The 26,294-nt window shown below is 65.7% G+C and carries 27 protein-coding genes, 1 pseudogene and 1 riboswitch; of the genes and pseudogenes, 13 read left to right on the top strand and 15 right to left on the bottom strand.

The features are described 5' to 3' along the window. The first annotated feature begins 8 nt into the window (after positions 1-8). Both OC550_RS03695 and OC550_RS03690 read left to right on the top strand, forming a co-directional pair. Positions 9-473 (top strand): hypothetical protein, encoded by a 465-nt coding sequence (locus OC550_RS03695; protein ID WP_262103954.1) that lies wholly within the window; start codon positions 9-11, stop codon positions 471-473. After that, a complete protein-coding gene (locus OC550_RS03690; protein ID WP_262103953.1) occupies positions 470-2,158 on the top strand; it encodes a DUF5671 domain-containing protein in 1,689 nt (562 codons plus the stop codon). The genes OC550_RS03695 and OC550_RS03690 overlap by 4 nt, the downstream gene beginning before the upstream one ends. Before the next feature lie 283 nt (positions 2,159-2,441). On the opposite strand, the gene OC550_RS03685 is transcribed toward OC550_RS03690, so the two are convergent. Both OC550_RS03685 and OC550_RS03680 read right to left on the bottom strand, forming a co-directional pair. Continuing rightward, complete coding sequence (locus OC550_RS03685) at positions 2,442-3,935, bottom strand: HNH endonuclease signature motif containing protein (protein WP_262103952.1); 1,494 nt, start codon at positions 3,933-3,935, stop codon at positions 2,442-2,444. A 178-nt stretch (positions 3,936-4,113) separates the two neighbouring features. Next, positions 4,114-5,298, bottom strand: coding sequence for an MFS transporter (locus OC550_RS03680; RefSeq protein ID WP_262103951.1), 1,185 nt, complete (start codon positions 5,296-5,298; stop codon positions 4,114-4,116). 523 nt (positions 5,299-5,821) lie between these two features. Between OC550_RS03680 and OC550_RS03675 the strand changes: the two genes are divergently transcribed. The 4 genes from OC550_RS03675 (at position 5,822) to OC550_RS03660 (ending at position 9,999) form a co-directional block, all read left to right on the top strand. Further along, positions 5,822-6,754, top strand: a complete 933-nt coding sequence (locus tag OC550_RS03675; protein ID WP_262103950.1) for an ABC transporter substrate-binding protein — start codon at positions 5,822-5,824, stop codon at positions 6,752-6,754. A gap of 204 nt (positions 6,755-6,958) precedes the next feature. After that, positions 6,959-7,071, top strand: a riboswitch (SAM riboswitch). A 41-nt stretch (positions 7,072-7,112) separates the two neighbouring features. Next, positions 7,113-7,808 (top strand): AmiS/UreI family transporter, encoded by a 696-nt coding sequence (locus OC550_RS03670; RefSeq protein WP_262103949.1) that lies wholly within the window; start codon positions 7,113-7,115, stop codon positions 7,806-7,808. A gap of 42 nt (positions 7,809-7,850) precedes the next feature. Continuing rightward, positions 7,851-9,101, top strand: a complete 1,251-nt coding sequence (locus OC550_RS03665; RefSeq protein ID WP_262103948.1) for an acyl-CoA dehydrogenase family protein — start codon at positions 7,851-7,853, stop codon at positions 9,099-9,101. A gap of 244 nt (positions 9,102-9,345) precedes the next feature. Further along, entirely contained in the window at positions 9,346-9,999 is a 654-nt protein-coding gene (locus OC550_RS03660; RefSeq protein ID WP_262103947.1) for a D-alanyl-D-alanine carboxypeptidase family protein, read from the top strand. Here the strand turns inward: OC550_RS03660 and OC550_RS03655 are convergent. Further along, a complete protein-coding gene (locus tag OC550_RS03655; RefSeq protein WP_262103946.1) occupies positions 9,990-10,214 on the bottom strand; it encodes a hypothetical protein in 225 nt (74 codons plus the stop codon). The genes OC550_RS03660 and OC550_RS03655 overlap by 10 nt on opposite strands. A gap of 116 nt (positions 10,215-10,330) precedes the next feature. On the opposite strand from OC550_RS03655, the gene OC550_RS03650 reads away from it, so the two are divergent. Continuing rightward, a complete protein-coding gene (locus OC550_RS03650) occupies positions 10,331-10,633 on the top strand; it encodes an FAD-dependent oxidoreductase (RefSeq protein WP_306556928.1) in 303 nt (100 codons plus the stop codon). A 355-nt stretch (positions 10,634-10,988) separates the two neighbouring features. After that, positions 10,989-11,132: a hypothetical protein gene (locus OC550_RS03645; RefSeq protein ID WP_262103945.1), complete on the top strand. Its 144-nt coding sequence runs from the start codon at positions 10,989-10,991 to the stop codon at positions 11,130-11,132. Positions 11,133-11,202: 70 nt separating this feature from the next. On the opposite strand, the gene OC550_RS03640 is transcribed toward OC550_RS03645, so the two are convergent. The 3 genes from OC550_RS03640 to OC550_RS03630 form a co-directional block, all read right to left on the bottom strand. Further along, complete coding sequence (locus OC550_RS03640; RefSeq protein ID WP_262103944.1) at positions 11,203-12,864, bottom strand: HNH endonuclease signature motif containing protein; 1,662 nt, start codon at positions 12,862-12,864, stop codon at positions 11,203-11,205. Between the two features lie 248 nt (positions 12,865-13,112). Continuing rightward, positions 13,113-14,060, bottom strand: coding sequence for a redoxin family protein (locus OC550_RS03635; RefSeq protein ID WP_262103943.1), 948 nt, complete (start codon positions 14,058-14,060; stop codon positions 13,113-13,115). 79 nt (positions 14,061-14,139) lie between these two features. Further along, positions 14,140-15,219, bottom strand: a complete 1,080-nt coding sequence (locus OC550_RS03630) for a hypothetical protein (RefSeq protein ID WP_262103942.1) — start codon at positions 15,217-15,219, stop codon at positions 14,140-14,142. Between the two features lie 216 nt (positions 15,220-15,435). Between OC550_RS03630 and OC550_RS03625 the strand changes: the two genes are divergently transcribed. Together OC550_RS03625 and OC550_RS22285 are read left to right on the top strand one after the other, a co-directional pair. Continuing rightward, positions 15,436-16,977, top strand: a complete 1,542-nt coding sequence (locus tag OC550_RS03625; RefSeq protein WP_262103941.1) for a GMC family oxidoreductase — start codon at positions 15,436-15,438, stop codon at positions 16,975-16,977. A gap of 9 nt (positions 16,978-16,986) precedes the next feature. After that, positions 16,987-17,108, top strand: a pseudogene (locus OC550_RS22285) (D-amino-acid oxidase); the annotation flags it as partial. A gap of 76 nt (positions 17,109-17,184) precedes the next feature. Here the strand turns inward: OC550_RS22285 and OC550_RS03620 are convergent. Continuing rightward, on the bottom strand, positions 17,185-17,499 hold the full coding sequence (locus tag OC550_RS03620) for a substrate-binding domain-containing protein (RefSeq protein WP_262103940.1): 315 nt from the start codon (positions 17,497-17,499) through the stop codon (positions 17,185-17,187). Next, a complete protein-coding gene (locus tag OC550_RS03615; RefSeq protein ID WP_262103939.1) occupies positions 17,500-18,273 on the bottom strand; it encodes an IclR family transcriptional regulator in 774 nt (257 codons plus the stop codon). It lies immediately after the preceding gene. Positions 18,274-18,475: 202 nt separating this feature from the next. Here OC550_RS03615 and OC550_RS03610 point away from each other — a divergent pair, with 202 nt between their 5' ends. Next, entirely contained in the window at positions 18,476-19,294 is an 819-nt protein-coding gene (locus OC550_RS03610; protein ID WP_306556906.1) for an Asp/Glu racemase, read from the top strand. 12 nt (positions 19,295-19,306) lie between these two features. Next, positions 19,307-20,665 (top strand): SLC13 family permease, encoded by a 1,359-nt coding sequence (locus tag OC550_RS03605; RefSeq protein WP_262103938.1) that lies wholly within the window; start codon positions 19,307-19,309, stop codon positions 20,663-20,665. Between the two features lie 117 nt (positions 20,666-20,782). Here OC550_RS03605 and OC550_RS03600 read toward each other — a convergent pair whose 3' ends face one another. After that, entirely contained in the window at positions 20,783-21,412 is a 630-nt protein-coding gene (locus tag OC550_RS03600) for a flavin reductase family protein (protein WP_262103937.1), read from the bottom strand. A gap of 27 nt (positions 21,413-21,439) precedes the next feature. Here OC550_RS03600 and OC550_RS03595 point away from each other — a divergent pair, with 27 nt between their 5' ends. Further along, on the top strand, positions 21,440-21,967 hold the full coding sequence (locus OC550_RS03595) for a GMC oxidoreductase (RefSeq protein WP_262106237.1): 528 nt from the start codon (positions 21,440-21,442) through the stop codon (positions 21,965-21,967). Positions 21,968-22,092: 125 nt separating this feature from the next. On the opposite strand, the gene OC550_RS03590 is transcribed toward OC550_RS03595, so the two are convergent. The 6 genes from OC550_RS03590 to OC550_RS03565 all read right to left on the bottom strand — a co-directional run bounded on the left by OC550_RS03590 (position 22,093) and on the right by OC550_RS03565 (position 26,270). Beyond that, the gene (locus OC550_RS03590; protein ID WP_262103936.1) at positions 22,093-22,749 is read right to left on the bottom strand and encodes a DUF6308 family protein; all 657 of its coding nucleotides are present in this window, start codon (positions 22,747-22,749) and stop codon (positions 22,093-22,095) included. Positions 22,750-22,893: 144 nt separating this feature from the next. Then, a complete protein-coding gene (locus OC550_RS03585) occupies positions 22,894-23,523 on the bottom strand; it encodes a DUF4230 domain-containing protein (RefSeq protein ID WP_262103935.1) in 630 nt (209 codons plus the stop codon). A 208-nt stretch (positions 23,524-23,731) separates the two neighbouring features. Further along, complete coding sequence (locus OC550_RS03580) at positions 23,732-24,247, bottom strand: hypothetical protein (protein WP_262103934.1); 516 nt, start codon at positions 24,245-24,247, stop codon at positions 23,732-23,734. After that, on the bottom strand, positions 24,244-24,765 hold the full coding sequence (locus OC550_RS03575) for a hypothetical protein (protein ID WP_262103933.1): 522 nt from the start codon (positions 24,763-24,765) through the stop codon (positions 24,244-24,246). The genes OC550_RS03580 and OC550_RS03575 overlap by 4 nt, the downstream gene beginning before the upstream one ends. Before the next feature lie 48 nt (positions 24,766-24,813). Then, the gene (locus OC550_RS03570) at positions 24,814-25,026 is read right to left on the bottom strand and encodes a hypothetical protein (RefSeq protein ID WP_262103932.1); all 213 of its coding nucleotides are present in this window, start codon (positions 25,024-25,026) and stop codon (positions 24,814-24,816) included. Positions 25,027-25,343: 317 nt separating this feature from the next. Beyond that, positions 25,344-26,270 (bottom strand): ribonuclease HI, encoded by a 927-nt coding sequence (locus tag OC550_RS03565; protein WP_262103931.1) that lies wholly within the window; start codon positions 26,268-26,270, stop codon positions 25,344-25,346. Between the last annotated feature and the right edge of the window lie 24 nt (positions 26,271-26,294).

The raw sequence follows: 26,294 nt of genomic DNA, 5'->3' as shown, positions 1-26,294 counted from the left end.
CTGATGCCATGAATGACTCTGCGACCCGGCCGCGGCGCCTGCTGCTCGGGATTCTGGTCCTGGTCGGAGTCCTCGTGGTCGCGGCGCTGGCCCTGGTTCTCACCCGGGGCGCGCCGAAACCCCTTGACGCCGCCACCCCCGCCGGGGTGGTCCAGCGCTACACGGCCGCAATCATCGACGGCGATGAGGACGCGGCGGCGCAGTATCTGACTGCTCACGCGCGGGAACGCTGCAGCGAGCCGGAGCAGCCCTACACGGACAATCTCCGGGTCTCGCTGATCTCCACGGTCGAACGGGAGAGCTCAGCCGACGTGAAGGTGCTCATCGTGACCTCCAGCGACGGCGGACCCTTCGGCATGTCCGAATACGAGACCGAGGAGGTCTTCGACCTCGTCAAGGAGGACGGCCGGTGGCTCGTCGAGTCGACGCCCTGGCAGTTCGCCCTGTGCACGAGCAAGGCGGCGTCCCTGTGACGGCGGCGCTGGCACCGGCCCCGGGCCCCGGCGCGGGGACCGTGCAGCGGACCGTGCGCCATCTGGTCGTCTACACGCTGCTCTTCGTCCTGGTGTGCATCGCCGCCAGCGGCGCCGCGGCCCTGCTGGGACGGCTGTTCGGGATCGGGTCCGAATTCGTGGCCGGCGACGTCGCCGGCCTCGCGCAGGGATTCGCCTTCTTCCTCATCGGTGGTCCGCTGGCCGCAGTTCTCTGGTGGTCGGTGTGGCGGCGGTTGGCAGAACCGGCCGAGCGTTCCTCACTGGCCTGGGGCCTCTACGTTGCCGCGATGTACATCGTCTCAATGATCATCTCCACGACCTCGCTGCTGGCCACGCTGTCCGAACTGATCGCCGGCCGGACAGCCGGATGGGGAATGACCATCGGCGGCGCGCTGGTCTGGGGCACCGTCTGGTTCGGGCACCGGTGGATGTGGCGGCATGCCGGAAAGGGCCCCCTCCGGCTCGCCCAGGTTCCCACTGTCGCCGGAACCGTCTACGGCCTGGTCATTGGCGCCGGCGGCAGCGTCACCGCGCTGGCCGCGCTGTTCGACTCAGCGGTTGATTCGTTGACGGGTACGACGGCGGTGGGCAAGCCGTGGTGGGTGTTCGCACTGCAGGCCCTTGCGTGGGCCGTTGCCGGCATCCTCCTCTGGCAGTGGCACTGGATCCACGAAGGAGGCAAGCGCCTGCGCTCCCGGCTCGCGGACGTGGCGCTCGTGGTGGCCGGCGTCCTCGGAGCCAGCGTGCTGGCCGTGACGGGCTGGGGAACACTGCTGTTCATTATTCTGCGGCTTGCTTTTGACCGGTCCGAGCCGGTGGGGGACTTGCTGGAGCCGCTGGGATTTGCGGTCGCGGCGGCAGCGGTTGGCACGGTGGTCTGGCTTTACCACTCCTCGGTGGCGACCGGCCGGGCGGAAGCTACCCGGGAGGGAGCGAGACTCGTGGTGTGCGGGGTGGCCCTGGCAGCCGCAGCGACGGGAATCGGCGTCGTCGTGAATTCCCTCCTCGCACTCGCCGGCACCACGCTGGCAGGAACGGACCCGCGCACGCTACTGCTCGGCGGGATCAGCGCCCTCGTCGTCGGCGGACCCCTGTGGTGGCGCAGCTGGCAGCCGGGCAAACCCGGACGGGCAGCGGCGGCTCCAGCGGAACCGGCAGGCCGGAGGGTCTACCTGATCACGGTGTTCGGTGTCAGCGCGGTGGTGGCACTGGTGACCCTGCTAGTGATCGGATATCGGGTGTTCGAACTCCTGCTCGACGGCACCACGCCGGGCAGCCTGGTTGACCGGATCCGCGCGCCGTTCGGCCTGCTGGCAGCCACCGGATTGGTCGCCGGATACCACTTCAGCGTGTGGCGGCATGAGCGGCCGGCCGTCCCCTCCCGCGCGCCCGGCCGGTCGCGGCCCATCGGCCACATTGTCCTGGTGGCCGCGGGAGACCCCGAACCCTGGCGCCGGGCGGCAGAGGAAGTGACCGGCGCCCCGGTCACGGTCTGGACACGAGCCGGTTCGCAGCAACTGCCGGTCGCAGGTCGGGAAGGGCCTGGACAGGAGGAATCGGAAGCCGTGCGCCTGGAGCGGGCGCTGGTGGATATCCTGGCCGAACGCGTCCTGGTGATCGCCGGGCCCGGTAACAGACTGGAAGTCATCGCGCTCGCCGATTAGTCCCTCAAGGCGTTTACTCCCCTCCCGTGTCGGCACTCCCGCCGATTAGTCCTCCTGCGTTGACACCGCCACGCTAACTGGCCATCGAGCACGCCGAGGGTTTACGTTCGTCATCCGCTACCCGGGGCGCCCGGGACACCGGCCATTTCCTACGGGCCATGGCATCGGTCCAACCCCGAGTGCCCGCAAGCTGGTGGCAGCCTTGGGCGGGTTCTTCCGGCGGTCGTCCGCGGAGGTGACCCTGTGAGACCTGGGCTGCGGCCGTCGCTTCGTGACGGAGCTGTCAATTGGCCTGTGCGTTTAAGGACAGGGGGTGCCGGTATCTGTTGCGTCGTGGGACTTGGGATGGGTCGGTGTAGGCGGGCGGGATGAACCACGGTATCCCGTCTATCGATTCGATGATCCAGTCTCCGGCGTGGATGAGGTGGTGGTGGAAGGAGCAGAGGAGCACGCCGTTGGCGACGGAGGTGCGGCCTTTGTGTTTCTTCCAGTAGCGGATGTGGTGGGCTTCGGTCCAGTGGGCTGGCATGGTGCAGCCGGGGAAGGCGCAGCCTTTGTCGCGGGCGACGAGGGCGCGGCGCTGGGCCGGGGTGAAGAGCCGCTGTGCGCGTCCGATGTCGAGGACTTCGCCTTTGCCGCCGAACACGATGGGGATGAGGTCGGCGTCGCAGGCCATTTTGCGGACCGTGCGGGGTGTGATGAGTCCGGTGAAGACGGCCTGGCCCGAGGTGCCGGCTTCGGTTGCACTCATCAGGTCCTGGTAGTCGATGGTGACCATGACCTGGGGCCGGTGGCCTCCGCTGGCGGGAAGCTTGTCCGTGGACAGCGCGATCTTGCAGGCTCCGACCAGACCCTGAAGCAGTAGCTGGGGCCGGGTGGGCATCGGCCAGTCCGGGTTTGGCGCATCGTCGTCCGTGAGCGCGGCTTCGGCCCCGGCAGCTTCGCCGCCTTCGGCCGTGACAGCTAAATCACGGCCCGCGTTCGTTCCAGACTGGCCGCTTTCGGGTTCGAAGGTCGCTTGTAGTCGCGGATTGGTTGCCGTGTTCATGGCGGTGATCAGGTGTTCGTACTGTTCATCCGTCGCACACACTTCGAGCCGGTGCAGGCCCCAGCGCTTCCGTTTGATGAAGACGCCTTGCTGGGCGGCGAGCTGTTCCATACTGGGTTCGCGTCCGTCCGGATCAATGGCCGCTTCCCAGCTCCTGGCCACGATGCGGAGCGTATCCAAATCCGCCTCCGCCGCCTGCCGGGTCAGCTGCTGCTCCATGGCGGCCAGGTGGTCCGGAGCGGCGACCGGGCGGATGCGTTCCAGGGTGTCGTGGATGAGCGTGGCAGCCGTGCCGCCGATTTCAGACTCTGCCAGTCCGGCTGCCAGGTGTTCATACTTCGGCGGTGCCTCGCCGCCGCTGATGAGGGTCTCCGGCATCGTGCCGGCACCCACTCGGATCCGGCGCCGGGCTTCGCTCCGGCTGATCCGCAGCCGGGCCCGGAGGTAGTCGGCGGTGTCCCGGAATTCGGACTTCGACTCCGGGTTGCCCGGGTCCCGGCCCGTCATGGTGGACACGCCCAATTGCTCGATGGCATGCGCGCCGGTCAACTGCAGTTGCTCGACGGTCCTCGAAAGATCCTCGAACAGCCCCACACACTCCGCCAGGACTCCGGGGCTCTGCAGGACGGCCTCCTGACGGAAGACGGACGCGAATTCCTGGAGTTCGTCGCGCATCGAAGCGAGGAAGCCCGCGGCTTCCCGAGTCGCTTCGAACGTCCTGACTGCCATAAATCAACGCTATCGAGCGCATCTTCTCAGCGCACTCGAAAATGGGTCGTGTGTAGGACAGGAGAGGAAGCCGCGGCATAGAAGGGTCAGGGCCCGGTGAGGACCTCGCCCAGGCGCGGGAGATCGCCGTCGTACTTAGCGCGAATTTCCCGACACGTGCCATCAACTAACGGCTGGCTCAGGTCTGCTTCTGCTTCCAGGAGGCGTGGCCCAGGGCGGCGATAACCGTCAGGAAGATGCTCGCCACCAGGCCGAGGAGGAAGATCGTGCCGTACTGCCGGTCGTCGGCGAGCCCGGCGGTGACGAAGTTCTGCAGCGAGCTGCCGAGGAACAGCGAGCCGGCAAACAGTGCGACGCTCGTGGCACGGGCCTGCGGGGCGATGTCGGTGGCCCATCCCTGCATGGAGGAGTGAAGGACGGCATTGGAAACGCCGACAAGCACCGCCGTCGTTGTTAACGCTGCGGGGACGTGCCACAGCGACGAAACCAGGAACGCAGTGACTAGCACGGCTCCTCCGATGGCGATGAGCTGGGTGCGGGTGAACCCCTGGACCAGCCGGCGCATGATGCGGGCCCCGAGGATTACTCCGACGCCGAATCCTGCGGCGAGCATGCCGGCCAGACTGACCCCAACCCCGGCGTGCTGCAGGGCCGGGACGATGTACGTCAGGATTCCCATGAGCACGGCGCCCTCCAGGACCGCCAGCCCGTAGATGCCCAGGGCGGAGGGCGAGAACGCGTGCCCCAGCCGGACGCCGCCGCGCCCGGAGTGCCCGTCGATTTCCAACCCGCGCAGCAGGATCAGCAGGACCAGGCAGCCTACGGCCGGCAGCACAAACACCAGCCGCCAGTCCACCAGCGCGGCCAGCGTGCCGGTGGCGAGGGCCGCGATGGTCGTCCCGAGCGACGAATAGATCTGCAGGTCGGACAGCCCGCGGGCCCGCTCGATCCCGGTCCGCGTATCGCCGAGGATCGTCATCAGGGTCGGATACAGCGCGCCGGCCATCAGCCCCGTGAACGCCCGCGCCAGGAGCAGCGGGACGTAGCTGCCGGACAGCGCGCTGGCCACCGACCCGACCAGGACCCCTGCCAACGCCGTACGCAGGATCGCCAGGCGGCCGAACCTGTCGCTCAGCAGCCCCCACACCGGCTGCCCGATGGCGTAAAGCAGCGCATACGCCGCCACCAGCTGGACGGCCTGGCCGAGCGACAGGCCCGTCCGGTCAGCCAGCACCACGAGCATCGGCGGCGTGCCGAAGCGGTCGAAGAAGGATAGGAAACCCACCGACCGCAGGACGGCATCGGATACACGGTTCCGCGGCTTGTCGGGCTCTCCGCCGGAACCGGCTGCACTCGCCATCATCTAGTCAGCATTTCCTTGTCGTCGCAGGCCGCCCGCGGAGGACCCGGTGCGTCCGTGGGGGGAGCGGGAAACCAGCCTTCAGGATAGTGAAAATTACGACGGCGGCGCTCCGGACACGCGTTCGGGTCACCGTCCGGAATCTACCGGTCCGCTGGCATAGCAAAGCATATGAACGCCCGCAGCCACTCATTTGGGGGTTCCTCCCATCCCCAGAACTGGAATCTGGTTCGCCGGCGCCGCGGAAGGCAGACTCAGAGTGTGCCGGATCGCCCGTCCTCCTTGGGACGGCCCGGCCGCGGAGCGGGGCCGACCCCCAGACCCGTTCCTTTGTGCCCCTCCCGCGAAGGGGCGGCGGCATTGCCCCGGGAAGCCTAGGCGCCCGGGGCGATGTCGTTTCCGGGGTGCTGAACCTCTGCCGGTTAATCTGCCAACAACCCGCGCAAGAAACCTGCGGATTCTGGTTGCGCCGCTTTCAGTCGTCTAGCCTGTGAGCACAGCGGACCTACCTCTAAGGAACACTTCCATGCGGAACACCGTCAGGCTTCCAGCGGTTCTGATCACCGGGCTCCTGCTCGTCCTGGGCATGGTCGGCTGCAGCGCCAGTCCGTTCGAGGACGGACAAGCCAGCGCCGGGGCGGCCGGGTCCCAGGCGCCCTTGCTCGTGGGATCGGCGAATTTCCCGGAGAGCGAGACCCTCGCCGAGATCTATGCAGGGGCTTTGAACGCCGGAGGCCTTCCCGCGGCAACCAAACCGCGGATTGGCTCCCGCGAGGTCTACGCCCGGGCAGTGCAGGACGGCTCCATCGACCTGGTGCCCGATTACAGCGGCAATCTTCTGCGCTATCTGGACGAGGGCACCTCAGCGCGGAGCGCCGAAGAAGTGATGAAGGAACTGCCCGGAAAGCTGCCGAAGGGGCTTGCGGTACTGGAACCGGCTGCCGCGGAGGACAAAGACGCGCTCGTCGTCACGCAACAGACTGCGGACAAGCACGGACTGGAATCCCTCGAGGACCTGGGCAAAATCTGTGACCGTATTGCCCTCGGAATGCCGCCCGAGGCCCAGGAGCGTCCGCAGGGACTGTCGGGGCTTGAGGCAGTTTATGGATGTGTCCCGAAGGAGTTTGTCCCGTTTAGCGACGGCGGCGGGGCGCTGACGCTCCAGGCGCTGCTGGACGACCGGGTCCAGGCCGCCAACATCTTCACCACTTCCCCGTCGATCGCGGCGAACAGGCTGGTCGCGCTGAAGGACACCAAGGACCTCTTCGCGGCCCAGCAGGTGCTTCCCCTGATCCGCACCGACACCGTCGGCAGCGAGGCCAGGGACATCCTGAACAAGGTCTCGCAGGTACTGACCACTGAGGACCTCATGCAGCTCAACGAGCAGGTCTCCGGGGACGCGAAGCAGAACCCCCGTGACGCCGCAGCCGCCTGGCTCAAGGACAAGGGACTCGCCTGATTGGACGCCGCCGGCCGGCAGGGCCGCTGCAGTGAATGAAGTCCCGGCGAGACCGGCCGGCGCTCAGCTGCACTAGCGGACCGCGGGCCTACCTGGCAAGCCCCTGCAACCTTCACCCGCGCGGCGGGTAACAGGACGTGACCTTCCGTCATGTTCGCCGGAAACCGTTGCCGCCAGCCGCCGGCGCGGCATACCTTTGCAACAGATCACGAGTTCCAACGCGAAGCCCTGGCTGGTTGGACGGCAACCCTCTTCGTGGTGGGGTGCCCCAGGTGAAGATCCGGCCGGGCACAACCGTGTTCCGGCAAGCATCGAGCCGGCTCAAACGTGAGCCCTCCCGCACAGACGGAACCTCCCCATGTCCTTCATCTGCCTCATCCTCTCCGGCGTGGCACTGCTGACCAACGGTCTGGCCCTGCTCGGACGCATACCGCCGCGCGACAGCGGCACCCTGAACCTGCTCATCGGCGGCCTCCAGCTGATCCTGGCCACCCTGATTGCCGTGACCGCCGCGGGCGATCCGGCCGAGCTGCTCAGCGCCGCCGGTGTCGTCCTCTTCGGCCTGACCTACACGTACGTCGGCCTGAACTCGCTGTTCGACCTCGGCTCGGCCGGCGTCGGCTGGTTCTGCGTCCTCGTCGCCGCGCTCGCGGTGGTCTACGCGGTCTCCAACCTGGCCGCCGACCCGTTCTCCGCGGTGCTGTGGGCCAGCTGGGCCGTGCTGTGGACGCTGTTCTTCCTGCTCCTCGCCCTCGGCAAGTCCGCGCTCACCGCCTACACCGGCTGGGCCACCCTGCTCACCAGCCAACTAACGACGACGCTGCCCGCCCTTTTGGGGCTGAACGGTGCCTGGCCTTCGGGCTGGGGGAGTGCCGCGGCAGCCGCCGTCGTGATCGCCCTCCTGTTCACGGCCGCAAGGTTCCTGGCCCTGCGCACCGGCCGCGCCGCCGTCGTACTTCCCAACCCCGAACCCGCTCGGGCAGACAAGGTCCGCGCGTCCGCCGACGCTGAACTTCCGAAGCCCGTCCAGAAGCCGGCGCCCGCCGCCGTCTGACCCGCCAGACTTCCAAATTCCCGCAACAACGAAAGGCCCGTCATGACCTCCGTAACCACGCACACCACGCACGCCGCCGAGACCGACTACGAGACTCTTGCCAACCGCTTCCGCCCGATCTTCGCGCGCATCGCCGAGGGTGCCAGCGCCCGCGAGCAGGACCACCAGCTGCCGTTCGACCAAATCAAGGAGCTGACCAAGGCGGGCTTCGGCGCCGTGCGCGTTCCGGTGGCCGACGGCGGTGCCGGCGCCACCCTGCCGCAGCTGTTCCGCCTGCTGACCGAGCTCGCCGCCGCGGACTCGAACATCCCGCAGGCGCTGCGCGGCCACTTCGCCTTCGTCGAGGACCGGCTGGTCTCCTCCGGTCCGCAGCGCGCGGTCTGGCTGGAGCGCTTCGTGAACGGCGAGATCGCGGGCAACTCGTGGACCGAGGTCGGCAGCGTGAAGATCGGCGACGTCATCACCAAGGTCAGCCCGGACCCGGACTCGGCCACCGGCGGCTTCCGCGTCAACGGCACCAAGTACTACTCGACCGGCAGCATCTTCGCCGACTGGATCGACACCTTCGCCCAGCGCACGGACAACGACGTCAAGGTCATCGCCGTCGTCAATGCGCACCAGCCGGGCGTCACGCATTCCGACGACTGGGACGGCTTCGGCCAGCAGACCACCGGCTCCGGCACCAGCACCTTCAAGGACGCCGTGGTCGAGGCCGAGAACGTCATCGACTTCGACACCCGCTTCAAGTACCAGACCGCGTTCTACCAGGTCGTCCTGCTCGCCGTCCTCGCCGGCAGCATCAAGGCCGCCGAGCGCGACATCGCCACCGAAGTCCGCAACCGCACGCGCATCTTCTCGCACGGCAACGCCGACTCCTTCCGCGAGGATCCGCAGATCCTGCAGGTCATCGGCGAGGTCTCGGCCCGCGGCTACGCAGCCGAAGCCACCGTCGAGCGCGCCGCCCAGGCACTGCAGCGCGCGTACGAAGCCGCGTTCCTCGGCGACCTCGAGCGCGAAGAGCACCTCAACGACCTCGCCGAGCTCGAAAGCGCCCAGGCCCAGGTGGTCCTGACCGACCTCGCCACCCGCGCCACCTCGGACATCTTCGACGCGCTCTCCGCCTCGGGCACCAGCACGAAGAAGAACTTCGACCGGCACTGGCGCAACGCCCGCACGGCCGCGAACCACAACCCGTGGGTCTTCAAGGCGCGCATCATCGGCGACTACTCGGTCAACGGCACCGTCCCGCCGCGCGTCTGGGCCATCGGCGCCGGCCCCGGCGCCAAGAAGTAGGAACGGGGCCAAGAAGCAGCACCGGCGGCACCTGAAGCGGCGGCGGGGACATTCCCGCCGCCGCTGTCGCCTGCCCCGCCCGACATCGGACCAACCGTTCGGTGCTGGACTGGTGGCGGACTGCGGAGATACTTAGCGGCGCACGCTCGCAGGTGAAACAATCTCGACGCGCTCCCGCCCTTCGCATAAAGTGGCCGAACGCATTCTTCAACGTCTTGGGGGCCTCGTGGGTGTCATCAACAGAATGTTCGCAGTGCTGCTGGCCGTGTTCGTGTGCCTCGGCCTGGTCGCTCCCGCCGCGACGGCGGCGACGGTCAACGGCTATGAGATCGACGAGGTTTCCAGCCTGCAGGTGGTGGTGAACAAGCACCGGAAGCTGAACCCGCAGAGCTATGTCCCGTCCCGCATGGTGAGGATCCAAGGCCAATCGCTGCGGGCGGAAGCCGCCGATGCTTACAAGAAGTTCGCCAGCGCTGCCAAGAAGGCGGGCGTCAGCATCGTGCCCGTGAGCGGATACCGCTCCTACAACCAGCAGGCCAGCCTCTACAACAACTACGTGCTGCAGTACGGCCAGGAAACGGCCGACACCCTCGCTGCCCGCCCCGGCTACAGCGAGCACCAGACCGGCCTGGCCATGGACATCGGCAACCCCGGCGGAACCTGTGCCCTCGATCCGTGCTTCGCGAACACTCCGGCCGGCAAATGGGCCGCCGAGCACGCCGACGACTACGGCTTCATCATCCGCTACCCGAAGGGAGCCGAGGCCACCACCGGCTACACGTACGAGCCATGGCACCTGCGGTACGTCGGCACGTCCCTCGTGGCGGACATGAACGACGGCGATTTCCTCACCTTGGAGGATTTCTTCCGGCTGGACGCAGCGCCTGACTACCCCTGAGCCGACGGGGGTACGCCCAGCAGGGCAGCCGCTACCGTCTCGAACCTGGCGGTGATGTCCTTCCCGGTCGGGGCGGCTGCGTCGAGGAAACCCGCGGCCTGGCCCGTGGTGTAGCCGTCGGTCAGACGCAAGAGGATATCGACGATGTGGTCGATTGGTGCGACCGGGTGGAATTCGCCGTCCTGGGTCCCTCGTCTGATCAGAATCGCGTTCACCGTGTCGGCGGCGATGCTTTAGATCGCCTCGTCGACTAGGTTCTCCTTCCAGCCGAAGTAGTGCTGCACAGTGCCGATGGACACCCCATCGACCGCACCGTCACCCGCGAGCGGGACTGGCAGCAGCTCTCCGGCCTCGTCACTCAGGCTTTCCCGGCCTGGAACCCGACCGCGTTGCAGCCAAGATGTGCATGGTCACGGATTCCCCCGACGGCCAGTTCCTCCTCGGCCGCCTGCACCCGGGCTCGCGCATCATCGTCGCCAGCGGCGACACCGGCCACGGCTTCAAGCACGCCCCCGCCATCGGCGAACTCGCCGCCCAGATAGCCCTCGGCGAGACCCCTTTCATCGACCTGGACTTCCTGGACCCCGCGCGTTTCGCCGCCGACAGGCCCCTCGTTAGGCCCATCGGCCGGTAGATAACCAAGCTAACAACGACGCCGGTGCGCCCGGGATGTCTCCGGGCGCACCATCGCCGTGGAGCCGTGGAGCCGTGGAGCCGTGGAGCCGTGGAGCCGTGGAGCCGTGGAGCCGTGGAGCCGTGGAGCCGTGGAGCCGTGGAGCCGTGGAGCCGTGGAGCGGTGGAGCCGTGGAGCGGTGGAGCTGTGAAGCATTGGTGATAGCGGAGCCGGAGAGTGGAGCCCGTGGGAGCGCGCTCCACTGTTCGGTTTTTCTAACCGGTATGCATGGGAAAAGCCCGCTTTACCCTATGCATGGGCAGCCTGCATGCTGGATTGGCGGAATCACATCAACGGCTAATGAAAGGCACTTCGCATGAGCCACTCAAGGACGAGTACTCTGACCACTCCAGCAGCGCCCGGCAGGACCGGCCTGTTTTCGGCGGAGAACCTCGGCCCGTACGACGCCCCGTGCTCCGAGCCGGAGTGCGCCTACTGCGCCGGACCGGAGACGGACTGAACGTTTGGACCCTCCGAGGCCTCTCCTGCACCATCCCGCAACTGAAAAACGCTTGAAGGAGCGCGAGTTTCTACCAGGGCGGTTCGTTCGGTTGCAGCGGTCCGTCGCCGAATGGGCGACTCCAGTTGTCGGTTGATTCGACAGGGGCCGGGGCCGGAGGACTGGCCGTGGCGGTGAGCACTGGAGATCCTCCTGATGGCTCGTTGCAGCCGTCTGTCTGTCGGGCCGGAGCCGTCAATTGGCCTGTGTGTTTGAGGACCGGCGGGTGCCGGAATCTGTTTCGTCGTGGGACTTGTGAGGGGTCTATGTAGGCGGGCGGGATGAACCACGGTATGCCGTCGATCGATTCGATGATCCAGTCTCCGGCGTGGACCAGGTGGTGGTGGAAGGAGCAGAGGAGCACGCCGTTGGCGACGGAGGTGCTGCCTTTGTGTTTTTTCCAGTAGCGGATGTGGTGGGCTTCGGTCCAGTGGGCCGGCATGGTGCAGCCGGGGAAGGCGCAGCCCTTGTCCCGGGCGACGAGGCCGCGGCGCTGGGCGGGGGTGAAGAGCCGCTGTGCGCGTCCGATGTCGAGGACTTCGCCTTTGCCGCCGAACACGAGGGGGATGAGGTCCGCGTCGCAGGCCATCTTGCGGACCGTGCGGGGTGTGATGAGTCCGGTGAAGACGGCCTGGCCGGTGGTGCCGGCTTCGGTTGCACTCATCAGGTCCTGGTAGTCGATGGTGACCATGACCTGCGGGCGGTGGCCTCCGGCGCTGGGAAGCTTATCCGTGGACAGCGCGATCTGGCAGGCCCCGACCAGACCCTGCAGCAGTAGCTGGGGCCGGGTGGGGTTCGGCCAGCCCGGGGGCGGTCCTGCTTCTCCCGCCGGGCCGGCTGCCGCTTCGCTTGCCTCCCCGGCGGCGCCGTCCGTGAGGTGGCCGAGGCTGCTATGGGTAGCCTGAGGGTCGCCGGCTTCGGGGCCGAAGGTGGTTTGCAGGCGCGGATTGGTGGCCGTGTTCATGGCGGTGATGAGGTGCTCGTACTGTTCATCCGTGGCACATACTTCGAGCCGGTGCAGGCCCCAGCGCTTCCGTTTGATGAAGACGCCTTGCTGGGCGGCGAGCTGTTCCGTGCTGGGTTCGCGTCCGTCTGGATCAATGGCGGCTTCCCAGCTACGCGCGATGATGCGCAGCGTGTCCAGATCGGATTCCGCCGCCTGCCGGGTCAGCTGCTGTTCCATGGCGGCCAGGTGGTCCGGGGCGGCAACCGGACGGATGCGTTCGAGGGTGTCGTGGATGAGCGTGGCGGCCGTGCCGCCGATCTCGGACTCGGCCAGTCCTGCTGCCAGGTGTTCGTACTTCGGCGGCGCCTCGCCGCCGGAGATGAGGGTTTGCGGCATGGTGCCGGCGCCGACGCGGATGCGGCGTCTGGCTTCGGTCCGGCTGATCCGTAGCCGGGCGCGGAGGTAGTCCGCGGCGTCCCGGAACTCCGACTTTGACTCCGGGTTGCCCGGGTCCCGGCCCACCGCGCTTGCTACGCCTTGCCGCTCCACCGTATGCGCCCCGGTGACCTGCAGCTGCTCGACGGTCCTCGAAAGATCCTCGAACAGCCCCACGCAATCGGCCACGACCCGCGGGTCCTGAAGGCCGGCATTCTGACGGAAAATCGTGGCGAATTCCTGTAGCTCGTCGCGCATCGAAGCGAGGAAGCCGGTGGCTTCCTGAGTCGCTTCGAGGGGTGCGATCGCCATGCCTAATTCTATCGAAAATGCGTTCTGATAGCACGATAAATCTGCGCTGTGTAGGACGAGTCAGGGCTCCTTTGGACGGCCACTTATGGTGTCCGTGTAAGTAGACTCCCCGCATGTGAATCGGGCTCGGTCGCGGCTAGCGGTTAGGAGATCCGGGCCAAGAAGAGCAGTTCGAGGTCCGCGTGTTATACCGGCGAACAAGCCCAGCTCTTATCCCGATGGATGGATGGAAAGCGAGCCGATATCCATCAGTGCGGGTTCGCCGTCAGCCACTCCAGGACCTGCTGCGCGTGCTTGTTCGGCGGGAAGATGGGGTAGAAGACGTGTTCGATGATGCCATCGAGAATCACTAGTGTCAGCCGCGAGTACAGCTTCTCGTGCCCCGGGGCGGAGAACACCGGCAGGTCCAGGGCCTCCTGGAGCATAAACTCCTGGTCCGAGAGCATCGGGAACGGCAGTGACAGCCGCTCGACCACTTCCCGCTGATAGCCGGTGTCCTGGCTGGAGAGTCCAAACACGCGCGAGACTCCGGCCGCGGCCAGCTCCTTGAAGTGGTCGCGGAAATCGCAGGCCTCGGTCGAGCAGCCGCGGGCGCCGGGGATCTCGTCCCAGCCCGCCGGCAGGTCCACCCCGGGCCGGCCGGTCAGCGGGTAGAGGTAGATGATGGAGCGGCCCGATCCCAATTCGGCCAGGTTGACCTGCTGCCCGTCCGTCGACGGAAGCGTAAGCGCAGGTACCGCCAGGCCGGGAAGGTGCGCCGCACCGCCGTCGTCCGTTGGAATAGGCAAACCCTCGGGCAAAACGCTGTAGTCGGTCATGGCGGAAGTCTCCAGACTGTTGAAGGAACGCTCCGCGCCGTCCTGCATGCGTTTGGCGAGCAGCGCGCGGCGGGCGGTGAGCAGGGCAATGGCGCGGTCCAGCTCGCTGATGCTGTCCCGGTAGGCGGCCAGCGACGCCGGACATTCGTCGCCGTGGACGTGTCCGGCGTCGAGGCACTCGATGAAGGGCGCCGCACGGCTCGGCGCGATCCCGCACTCGGCCAGCTGTCGGACCTCTCTGACCGCGCGCACGTGGAACTCGCCGTACTCGCGGTACCCATTCGCCCGCCGTTCCGGGACGATCAGCCCGAGCGACTCGTAGTACCGCACGGCCTTCGCCGTGACCCCGGCCCGTTCCGCCAGTTCTCCGATCCGCATCTTGCCCTCCTCACGCCCCCACCGTAGACCTTGCCCCTAAGGGCAAGGTCAAGTGCGGACCAACACCGCGTTCGCGGCACTACCGCGGACGGGTCATGAGTCCTTTGAGGGCCGCGACAAGCTTGTCGATCGCGCCCGGCGAGAGGACACGCAGCGGCACGTTGGGTGCGCGGCTCTTGAAGTCGGTCGCCCTGAATTTCTCTGCGACGGGCCTAAACTCCGGGATATTAGCGAGATCGTTCAGGAACACCTGCAATATTTCGGTGGGAGGCCGCTCGTCCTCCGGCTTGGACGCCAGGCGATTGAAGTTCAACTCGACGGAAGTGCCCATGCCGCTGTAGGCGAGCACGGAGAGGGTGCCGAGTTGCTGCCCGGAGCCGTCCAGGATCGGAAACCCCGCGGCGGGTTTGGCCGCCAGCGAGCCGGTGAGCATCAGCCCTGCCAACTCCGCGGCGGACACGAGCACATCGAACCCGGCGATGGCCTGCGAATCGTTCTGCTGTATCCACGAACGGTACGTGGGCAGGTCCCATACCACTCGGTCTGTCCCGGACCGGTTGGCCTTGGCCTCCGCCGACTCCTGCCCGTAGACCTCCGGAACCAGGAGTTCAACCTCCCCGTGGCTCATCCGCGTGTACGCGACGGCGATCACCGACGTTTCCGGTCCGCTCATGGCGTTCAGGTACTCGACCATGCGCTTCAGCGGCTTGTTGAGGTCGTCCGCGGCCAGGACAAGCCGGAACCGCCCGCCGGACAGGTTCCGGGCGATCGCTTCGCGCAGCACCTCGGCCTTCTCATCGTCCAAGGCCTCCAGCAGATCGGGACCTCGACGACGCCACTTGGCCAGGAAGTCGTTGACGTCCATCTTCCAGAAACAGGACGCGTAGTCGAAAAGCTGTCCAATGATTTCCCGCCGGACCTGAGGGTTCGCAGCGAGCTTGCATTCGACCAGCGTGAGCTCCCCATGCTCATCCACGATGACGAGGTCTATCGGCCCCGGCTCCGTCAGGAATTCACGGCAGGAGCGGGCGCCAGGTCCAACCCCGGGGACCAGCGCAGGATGTTCGGCAAGGAGCGCCTGCACCTCGCTTTCCAGCGCATACCCGGCGACTTTAGGAGCAGTCCAGCCATTTTCCTGCCTGAGCAAAATCTCAGTCATGCTCCTGTTCCCTTCCCCGGTTGCATCACTATAGTGCTCGGACGGCAAAGGCACCACGGGCCAACGTCCTGCAGTCCGACCGGAGATCTGACCGCAGTTTCGTGCACCCGTTTCCACGAACCCTGCACCCAGATCCAAGTCGACGGCCTCGCTCCCGGACAAGACTGGAGCATCAGTTAGGTGAGCTGCATCACCGCAGAGTTTGGGAGGCCAAAGATGGCGGTCAACGAGTTGGATTTCATTGTGGTCGGCGCCGGTTCCGCCGGTTCGGTCCTGGCCCGCAGGCTGATCGACGCGGGCAAGACGGTAGCGGTACTGGAGGCTGGCGGCGAGGATACCAACCCGGTGATTGCCGATGTCTTCGCGGCAGGCGCGCTCTGGCACGGCCCCGAGGACTGGAACTACTTCACCACCGAGCAGGAAGCCTGCGGGGGCCGGCGCCTGCACCTGCCTCGCGGCAAGGTCACCGGCGGCTCGCACGCGCTGAATGCGACCATCTGGGTCCGCGGCGCCAAACAGGACTACGACACCTGGGCCTACCTGGGCTGCCCGGGCTGGAACTGGGAGGACGTCCTGCCGGTCTTCAAGGCCATTGAAAAGTACGACGGCGGTGCCTCCGAGACGCGCGGCGGTTCCGGCCTGCTCGACGTCGTTAAGGACTTCCCGCGCAACCCGGTCCAGAACGACATCCTCGAGGCCGCGCAGGAAGTCGGCGTAAAGCTCAACGAGGACTACAACTCCGGCGATGTCGAGGGCGTCTCCAAGATGCAGCTCAACGTCCGCAACGGCAAGCGCTTCAACACCTGGCACGCCTACCTGAAGCCCGTCGTCGGACACGAAAACCTCACGCTCATCACCGGCGCGCACGTCCGCCGCCTGCTGCTCGAGGACGGAACCGTCACCGGCGTCGAATACGAAAAGGACGGCCGGCTGCACACGCTGACCGCGGGGGAGACCGTGCTCGCCGCCGGCGCGATCAACTCGCCTGAGCTGCTGCTGCGCTCCGGCATCGGCCCGGCCGAGGAGCTGCGCGAGGCCGGCATCGAACCCGTGCTGGACCTGCCCGGAGTCGGCAAGAACCTGCATGACCACCTGCTCTCGCCGGTCATTTACACGACGACGAAGAAGGAGGTCCCGCCGTCGGAGGTTGCCGCCGCGGAAGTGCACCACTTCTGGAAGAGCAGCCCGGACCTGGCCGTGCCGGACACGCAGCCGATCCACTTCTCCATCCCGATGTACTTCCTCGACGAGATGACCGGCCCGGAGAACGGCTTCTCGCTGATCGGCGGCATCGTCCGCCCGCTCAGCCGCGGCGAGATCACGCTCTCCGGCCCCAATCCGGAGGATCCGATCCGGATCGACCTCGGCGCGCTCAGCGCCGAGGAGGACGTCCGGGCCCTGGCCGCCTCGGTCCGCCAGTGCCGCGAGATGGGCCGCACCGCAGCCCTCGCCGAGTGGGGGCCCGAAGAGGTCTACCCCGGCCCGGAGTACTCGGACAGCGACGAAGACCTCGAGCGCTACGTCCGCGAAACCGCCGTCACCTACCACCACCAGGTCGGCACCTGCAAGATGGGCCTGGACGAGCTCGCCGTCGTCGACCCGCGCAGCCTCAAGGTCCGCGGCCTCAACGGCATCCGCATCGCCGACGCCTCCATCATGCCGCTCGTCCCCACCGGCAACACCAACGCCCCCTCAGTGCTGATCGGCGAAAAGGCCGCCGAATTCATCACCGGCACCCCCGCCGGCACCGAGGCCTAGAAAAGCAGATCCATTACCCACTCCGGCGCCACGCTGGGCCTTGTCGCCGGCGAACTGCTGGCCGGCGAGATCCTGACGGGGAGATGCATCCGATGCTGGCGACCTTCCGGCCGGAGCGCTTCGCCAAGTAGCCGCGGGTTGAAGGAGGACGGGACGGAACCGCATTTCACCGTGGTCCGTCCCGTCCTTCGCGCCTGCCCTGTGTGGTCAGTGCCGGGGCGGCGCCGCCGATCCGCGCTCGATGAAGCGCGACTTGAGTGTGTGCACTTCGGGCTCGGGATCCTCCCCCTTGATCCGGGCAAGGAGCCGTTCGGCGGTGAGGGCGCCGGGCCGCAGCATCGGCTGTTCGATCATGGTCAGCGGGGGATCCATCACCGCTGCCCAGGAACTGTCATCGAAACCGATGAGCGAGATATCGCCCGGATACTTCAGCCCTGCGGTGCGGACGGCGCGCAGGGCGCCTGTCATGGCATCGCTCTCGGCGCATAGCAGGGCGGTCGGGGGATCCGGCAGCCTGAGCATTTATGGGCCGGTGTAGCCGAGGGCCTCGCTCGCCGAACGGGCCGCTTTCGCGACAATCGGCCCCAACGTCCCCACATCCGCCGGTCCCACGCGCTGCGTCGGAAAACCCAGTCCGAGCGCGCCCGCGAGTTGGCCGGCGTGGTCGAAGACTGGGGCGCTGATGGAGCCTACATCGCTGTGGCGCTCGCCGAAAGCCGAGGCGAAACCGTGCTTGCGTGTTTCTTCAGCCTGGCGGTCGAGATCGGCAAGGTTTTCGGGGGTTGTGGGTGTGAACTTCGTCAGAGGTGACTCGACGATGGCCCCCCGTGCTTCCGGATCAAACGCGAGGAAGACCTTTCCGGCCGCGCCGGCATGCATGGGCATGACCTGTCCAACCATGAAGGGCCGCATCACCACGTGGCGGGTTTCGGCGACCGCCACAATCGTCCGGTATGCGCCGTCGCGGACGTAGAAGCACGCGCTTTCGCCGGTATCGTCACGCAGTTGCTGCAGGACTGGCCTGACCAAACGTACGACGTCGAGTCCAAGCGTTCCGGGGGTCGCCCACCGCACGAGGCCAATCCCGATCCGGTACCGGTCGCCGTCGCGGTCCAGGAAACCTTCCCGCACCATGTTTTGCACCAACCGCTGACAGGTGCTGGACGGCAGGCCGGTCCTTCGGGTGATCTCCTGCAGTGTGGGGTCCGGTGCTTCGATGGAGAAGCAGTCGAGGATCTGTGTCACCTTGTGGAGGACCAGGATCGGGGACGATGCGCCGCTATTCTCCGCTGCCAAACTACGTTTCCTTGCCCGTGATTTTTCCTGTCGGATGCCCGGTAATCCTACCGCTCCTTCCCGCGGTCCCCGGGCGCCAGGAAGCAGTCGGAGGGCTTGGCTCGATGTGATCCAGTTGACATTGGGCGGAAATAACCCGCATCATGGTTTCCGATCCCACCAAGTGGGTTTAGGACATTACCGAAGACCGTGGAGAAAATACGTGAGCACCCCTGACATTGCATGCGAGACCGTTTCTGCCCCGAAGCAGGCCGGACTGTCCCGCATCGGACTGATCGTTCCCAGCTCGAACACGACCATGGAGACCGAACTGCCGGAGCTCTTCCGCCGCCAGTCTGAGGCCACCGGTCACAGGTACACCTTCCATTCGGCGCGCGCTGGCATGAAGAACGTGAACCGCGAAGAGCTGCTGGCCATGGTGGGCAAGGCCGCAGACTGCGCTGCGGCGGTCTCCGATGCCAACGTCGACGCCATCGCGTATGCGTGCTTGGTGGCTGTGATGGCACAGGGGCCGAATGCCCACATCGGATCGGAGGAGAGCATCGCGCAAGCTGCCGCAGACAACGGCCACCCGGCCGCGGTTACCAGCAGCGCCGGCGCGCTGGTCCGCACCCTCCAGGAGATGGGCGTCCGGAAGATCGCCATGGTGACTCCGTACATGAAGCCGCTGACCCAGATGGTGCGCGAGTACATCGAAGGTGCGGGCATCGAGGTTCTCGAGGCCGTCAGCCTTGAAGTTGCGGACAACCTCGCCGTCGGCTGCCTGGACCCGCAGAACCTGCCGGAGATTGCGCGCAACCTCGCGCGCGAAGGCGCCGATGCAATTGTCCTGTCCGCCTGTGTGCAGATGCCGTCGCTGCCTGCCGTCCAGATGGTCGAGGACGAGCTGGGCCTGCCGGTCATTACGGCAGCCACGGCAACCACGTACGAGATCCTCAAGGCCCTGGACCACAAGCCCTCGATCAGCGGCGCCGGCAGCCTGCTGTCCGGTGCGCCGGCCAAGCTGCCTGCCGGCATCTAAGGGGAAGCAGCCATGTCAGTGTCCCTCATCGCCTTCGCCGTACTGGTCGTGGCCTTCGCGATCGGCTCGTTCACCCGGATCAACGCCGGCCTGATCGCCACCGTCGCTGCCTTCGGCGTCGGTACCTTCGTGGCCGGACTGTCCATCAAGGACGTGATCGGCCAGTTCCCGGCAGGGCTGTTCTTCATCCTCGTCGGCGCCACCTTGCTCTTCGCCATCGTGCGGATCAACGGCACGATCGACCTGCTGGCGTACTGGGCCGAAGTGCTGGCCGGAAACCGGCGCTTCCTGGTGCCGGTCCTGATGTTCCTGCTGACCGCAGCCTTGGCCTCGGCCGGAGCGTTCACGCCTGCCGCTATCGCGATCGTTGCTCCCGTCGGCTTGGCCCTCGGTACAAGGTTCGGGATCAGCACGCTCGCCATGGGCCTGGTGATTGTCCAGGGCGCCAACGCAGGCGCTTTCTCTCCCGTGAACCCCTTCGGCGTGCTGGGTAACGTTATGCTCAGCGATGCCGGCGCCTCCCAGGACTCGCTGAAGCTATACCTTTACTGCTTCGCTTTCAACGCTGTGCTCGCAGTGCTCGCCTACCTGCTCATCGAAAGCATCATGAAGAAGCGGGCCGCCCGCGCCGCGGCTATCGAAAGCAGCGGCGCCCCGCAGTCCGGGGGCGAGCGTCCCGGATCGCCCGCGCCGGTCGTAGGCGGAGGCGCAACGGCCCTCCTGACCGCACCCGCCACCGTCGACGCCCCCGAAAGGACGCCGGTCAAGGTGGCCGCGACCCCGATCCGTATCGCTACCTTGCTCGGGATCGGCGCCCTGCTGGTCATGACCACTACGTTCGGGCTGGATGTCGGCGTGGCCTCGTTGGTGGTCGCGCTGGCACTGATCATCCTGAACCCCGGTGTCCAGAAGCCCGCCGTAGAGAGCATGCCTTGGTCCGCTATCGTGCTGGTGACCGGCATCGTCACCTACGTGGGCATGCTGGAGGAGATGGGCGCCCTCGAGGAACTCCAGGCCGGCATCGCCGGGCTGGGCAACAGCTCCGTCGCCGCCCTGATCACCAGCTACGTCGTCGGCATCGTGTCGGCCTTCGCCTCGACTACCGGCACCCTAGGCGTCATCAGCCCCATCGTGACCCCGATCGCCATGGATCCGTTGCTGACTCCGATTGGCGTCGTCACTGCCATTGCGATCAGCTCGTCCGTCGTCGACGTCAGCCCGATGTCCACCAGCGGCGCTCTGCTGATGGCCAGTGCGCAGCCCAAGGACGAGCGCATGTTCTTCCGGGCCCTGCTGCTGTGGGCCGTGGCCATGATTGCGGTCGTGCCCCTGCTCGTGTGGTTTGTCTTCGTGCAGCTCGGCATCGGCTGATTCTGGCTGCGCCCGCCGGGTTCGGTGAAGGAAAGTACGACGGCGGCCCGCCCCTTTATGACTTCGGTTCCGGAGTCGAGGGGCGGGCTGCCGTCGCATCTGTGTGAAGGTTTTCCGTTATTCCTCCACTGGGCCCGGACGGAAATGGCCCGGCCATTCTGCTTTCCTGATCCGCTTGATTTCGCGCACCTCGCCCATCGTTCCCCATTCATCCAGGCCGAGTCGCGACAACGGATCCAGCTGGTCGACCCGCGGATGCGTCCCCTCCAAGACATCGGACGAGACGGCAGCATGCACTACCTCTCCGAATACCAACGTACAGTCGCCCATCGGCAGTAGTTGGTGCAGTTTGCACTCCAGCGCCACAGGGGACTCCTGCACTCGCGGCGGCTTTACTATCCGGCTCGGTTCCCTCGTCACCTCGGCTGCGTCAAACTCGCTCACCTCAGGATCGAAATTCGTGCCGGTGGCATTGACCTCAGCCATCAGGCCCGCCGTGGCAAGGTTTACGACAAATTCCCCGGTCGCCCTGATATTCCGCAGCGAGTCCTTCTCACCCACCGACGTGAACTGGACAATCGGCGGTTTCACCGATGCCACCGTGAAGAATGAGTGCGGTGCCAGATTGTCCACGCCGTCCGCAGACGTGCTCGAAACCCAAGCGATCGGCCGAGGAACCACCACTGCTGTCAGCAGCCGATAGAAATCCCGGGACGATAGTTCCTCAGGGCTGAAGTCGCTTCGCATGGTTCCACCCTAGCCAGTCCTTTCCTTCTGGCCTCGCCGCGAAGCAACAGCGCTGCTGGTCAGCGTGGGTCGGCAAGAACCCGCACGACCAGTTGCTCTTGCCGGTCATCTACACGACACGCTCTCCGACCCCCAGCGGAGGACCCGATCTGGATCGACCTAGGCGCGCTGACCGCCGAAGAGGACGTCCGCACCTTGGTCGCGTCGGTCCGGCAGTACCGCGAGATGGGCCGCACAGTGGCGCTGGCCGAGTGGGGACCCGAAGAGGTCTACTCCGGACCGGAGTACTCCGACAGCGACAAAGACCTCGAGCGCTACGTCCGCGAAACCGCCGTGACCTACCACCACCAGGTCGGCACCTGCAAGGTGGGCCTGGACGAACTCGTTGTCGTCGACTCTCGCAGCCTCAAGGTCCGCGGCCTGGACGGCGTCAGCATCGCCGACGCCTCCATCATGCCGCTCGTCCCCACCGGCAACACCAACGCGCCCCCGGTGCTGATCAGCCAAAAGGCCGCAGAATTCATCACCGGCATCCCCGCCGGCACCAGCGCCTAGTCAGGAGCGGGAGGTCTTCGCAAAGTTCATCCGCGGCGACCTCCCGTATCGGCTTAGCGCTGGAGGCCACAGTTCATGCGGTCTTAGACGGCAGACCCCGATCCTTTGCGGTGTGACAGCTGCTGTTACTCTGGCCCATTTCCTCGACGGCCGAGTTCCCAGCCAACGATGTCCAAGGCGCGCAGCGGACTGATCTTGGGACCGGGTGCGAGAGCAGCTAGCTCCTGCCAGGAGGCTAGCTGGCTAATGAGGTCATCCTTCACCGCCGGTAGCCAAGCTTTCAGGTAGCCCTTCCAGCTGCGCTCGGGGTCTTTCGGCACCGGCGGATCTCCCAGCTCGCTGTAGCAGCGGACGATGTTCTTATCGAATAGCGGGAGCAGCTCCGGCTTTTTTAGGTGCACGATCTTGGCGACCTTCGTGGGCCCGGGCACAAACCGCGTCGGAAAGTCGCTGGTGATGCCTAGCAGTTCTGCGATGGCGCCCAGAGTATTCGGTCTGGCATCCTCGAAGGTCCCGGCTAGGGCGGGATGCGCGAGACGTCGGTTGAGCTCGGGTAGCAGTTTCTCCAGTCCGTAGTACGTCTCAATCGCGTTGTGCCCGGCGTTCAGCAGGGTGATGGCTAGTAGGTCCTGCCTGCCGAGCTCCCCGCCCGGGGTTCCCGGGTAGGTATCGTAGGCCGGGTACGCGTAAGTGCCGCTTTCGTTGCGCAGGTATCTGCCGGCGATCTCGCGTGCCTCTGTGAAGCTGATGGCGGCGCCGCCAACTCGCAGGAAGTCTGTCATAACTGAATCCTCGCATCCATCTATATCAGCCCTGCCACGCCCAAGAAGTTCCGGTAGTCCTGATCGTGATTGAGTCAGTGGTCATGTGGACATCAGTTAGTCTCTGTGAGGGGCTGGATCAAAACCGACTTGATCGACAGGGAGCTAGCTGGACGCAGCGTCGAGGAAGGTGACGCGCAGTCCGAGCGAGCCGAACATGCCGGTCAGCATGGTCTTGGTGTTCTCGGCAGCCTGCTTTCGAAGCTCCGACTCCTCCGCGGCGGCGCTCATCTTCGTTTCGGCGAGTTTGTAGAACTGCTGCTGTTGGGGAGTCTCGATCGCATCGGCGATCCGGTCGACAACGCCGCGCTTCTGATCGAACATGTAGGACCGGTCTTGATCAAGGTTGGGCTTGTCCAGCTGCGGTTCAGGCAGCCGCACCGTCACCGACTTGCCGTCCTCGGACAGCTTCAGGTCCTTATCAGCGAGACCGGACAAGTCGACATAGGCGTTGACGGTGCCCGCCGCTACAAACAGCGTCCGCCGTCCAGCGATAATGTCGGGCATCCACGCTATGTCGTCGTCCTCGCGGTCGACCACCACCTCGAAATTACCGACCACGGAGTGGTACTGGCTGATGTCCTGAATTGAGGTCAGCAGCGCGGGCTGGCTCCGGTCGACCTGGCTCGACTGGAACGGGCTGAACCCCAGATTGTTTGCTGCACCGAGCAGGCCCAGCGCTAAGAGCGCGCCAACCACCACGGAGGCGACGTGTTTGAAAAGCTTGGCCATCATCGGCACCCTTCTACCCTTGAAATGCCCCCAGGGCAGTACCTATCAGTATGCCTGACCGATGGAGTCCGGCTGGGCTGATCTACCTCCGTGTAGCGTTCCGAGTTAACTCGGCCGCCATGCCCATGCGGAGCCTGCCTTTGGCGCATCCGCCATCTGATCGCATCACGCTTCTGACGAGCAAGGGCAGGTGATCTTCGGCGAAGTTGGGTCATCGTTGGGATTCCAGCACGGCTCGGACCATGTCTTGGTAGGCAGCAAGACCCAGATCGCCGTGCCTCGCCATGATGGTCACGACGAAGTCTGTGCCGATCGCGGTTCTCTCGGCGCTTCCAGGCTTTGGGTCTTTTGCTACGAACTTGTAGTTCTGGTTGCCGTCTTCGATCTTCGTGACGAGACAGTCGTGCAATCTGTCCGCCTGCTTCCGACTGACGCGCACGTGGGTGTGCAATTCGCGGGCTAAGGCATCGTTGATGGCGACTTGGATTCGGTCGATGGATTTTCGGCGTAGGGCGAGGCGGATCGGTATCGAGGACAGCAGGACGAGCAGGAACACCGCAAGGGCAATGCCGGCGTTGCCGCCGCTCACAGAGGCGATGATCAGCCACAACAGGGAAGCCAGCACGGCGAATCCCAAGAGACAGCCACCCGTCGTCCGTTTCGTCACTTCGACGTCGACGCAAGTGGTGCAGGATTGCGCACTGGCATTATCGGGGCGTTTCTTCATCGCCACTCCTTCAATTCGGCCAGTGCCTCAGCTTCGCGGGCCAGCTGCAGGGCTTCGCGGAACTCGGGGAGTGCCTGGGCGGGCACCGTGGGCAGCGGTTCCCCGAGTGCGGCCAGCGAAGCTAGATGGGCTTGTCCCTCGATGAGTTTCTGAGCTACATCGAGCCGGTTACGGGCTTGGACGAGCTCACCGCGTACGGCGTTGAGTTTGTTCTGGCGTCCCTGCTCGTGGCGGAGTTGGGCTTTCCAATGATCGCGATTTCTTTCAGCTGTAGCCAGCATCGTCTTGCCGGTCTCGATGAGGCCGGTGACGCGGGGATCGGAGATATCGGCAGCGAGCAGCTTGTGAAGGGTGTCTTGGTAGCCGGCGACGATCTCCCGGTAGTGCTGCGATGTCTTCAGTGCGATTTCGAGCGCTGGCCTGAGACCGTCCGCTGCATGCTCGATGGACTCTATGGCGGAATCCAGCCGCTCTCGCGTTTCTGCGTAATTGTTAACGTCCGGTCGATGACCTGGCATTTTTGTTCCCCCAACTACAAACTTCTATCGGTCCTGTTCCGGTCCTCATCAGTCGTACAGGGCACCCCGCACCACCAAAGGCTCCACGTCATAGAGCTCGGCGATGTCGTTGAGCGACAAGCCGCCGTGGAGCAGTTCCATGAGTACGAGACGATCGGGAAGTCCCGTCGCGCTGTGCGTGTCGACGCGCCAGTTGTAGCCGCACTCATCGTTTTGGCAGGCCCACTCAGGGGCGTCGGGGCCGATGACACATCCTGCCATTACGGCCTTCGGCGCTGGCTTATCCCGCTCTGGAATCCACATCCCGAAGCGGACGGGCCAAGCTTCGTTCGCGCACCGGGGGCAGATGGTCGTGCCATCCTTCGCTACCTTGGGACGTTTCCTCTCGACTCCCGTCCACCCGCCCATGGCCCGCACTATTTCTTCCGCAGGGATCCGTAGAGCCCTTGAGACTCGACGTAGGGAAATGCCCTGACGATGCAATTCGACGACACGCGGCCAAAGCTGGCTGTTCCTCAAATCCCCGTCCATCAGTTTTCCTTTCCAGGTTCAGATTGTTCGAAGCCTGCAGGCTTGTCCTAAGCGGCCAAGGCCAGCGGTGAGCCGACCAGCTGGTTGCGTGCTTCTTCCCTCACACCGGCGGTCAACTGATATGTCTCCTCGTCCGAGAGGCCCGCTTCCTGGCAGCGCCGCGAGAGCACGGCCAGACGGTCCGCGAAGATGTTGGGCAGATTGTCCGCATGGCCCTTGACCCAGCGGAAATCCACGTTGGTGCACCGGACGATCCCTCGAATACGCAGGACTTCGCTGACGCAGCGGGCATCGGCCGACGGCGGTTCGAAGCCGGGCTCATTGATCATGCGGAGCGCAAGCCGGCTGTCCGAGCTCACTGTCACGGCGCTATGGCCATCCAACGCGCCTACGTAAATCTCTCGGGCTGCCAACAGGCCCAGTCTGAAAGCCCGGAGCTCGCCCTCCAACACACTGCCGCCGTCCATGGCCTTGTGTCCGAGTGCGGGCTTTGTCCCACCTGGAAACACCAGGACCCAACCATGCCCCACCCAACGGGAACGTCGGCTGCGTGAGGCATCGGTCGCAATCTCCACGGTGGCGAAGAGCTCCTCGACCTGCGAAGTGATCACTTCCTGCAACCCCAGGACCGCAGGCGCAGGAGGATATAGAGCCGAAACTTCTAGACCGAATAGGCGCAGTGATTCCGCCCTGTCCTCACTTTGGCAGAAAACATCCAAGGAGGTGCCGCTCTGAAGCTGCCGAACGGCATCGTAAATTGCCTTCAGCAGCCCATGTTGACTGCCGTTGACCGATTCGGTAACCACCGACCCGGAGCGGGTCCCTACGACATGCTCGCCCACTGTTCGAACGGCTGCCCAGAGGAAATGGCCTCGGCGGTACTCTGTGTTGACGGAGATTCCGCTGCGGCTGGTGACTTCGTCGGCGGCGCTGATGAAGCGGCGGACGGGTGGAACGGGTACTGGAAACTGCATGGCGACCTCCTCGGCCTGTAGTTG

This window comes from Arthrobacter sp. Marseille-P9274 (assembly GCF_946892675.1).
GTDB lineage: Bacteria > Actinomycetota > Actinomycetes > Actinomycetales > Micrococcaceae > Crystallibacter.
Note: the sequence above shows the minus strand (reverse complement) of the source record. Positions and strands in the feature narration are given on the sequence as shown.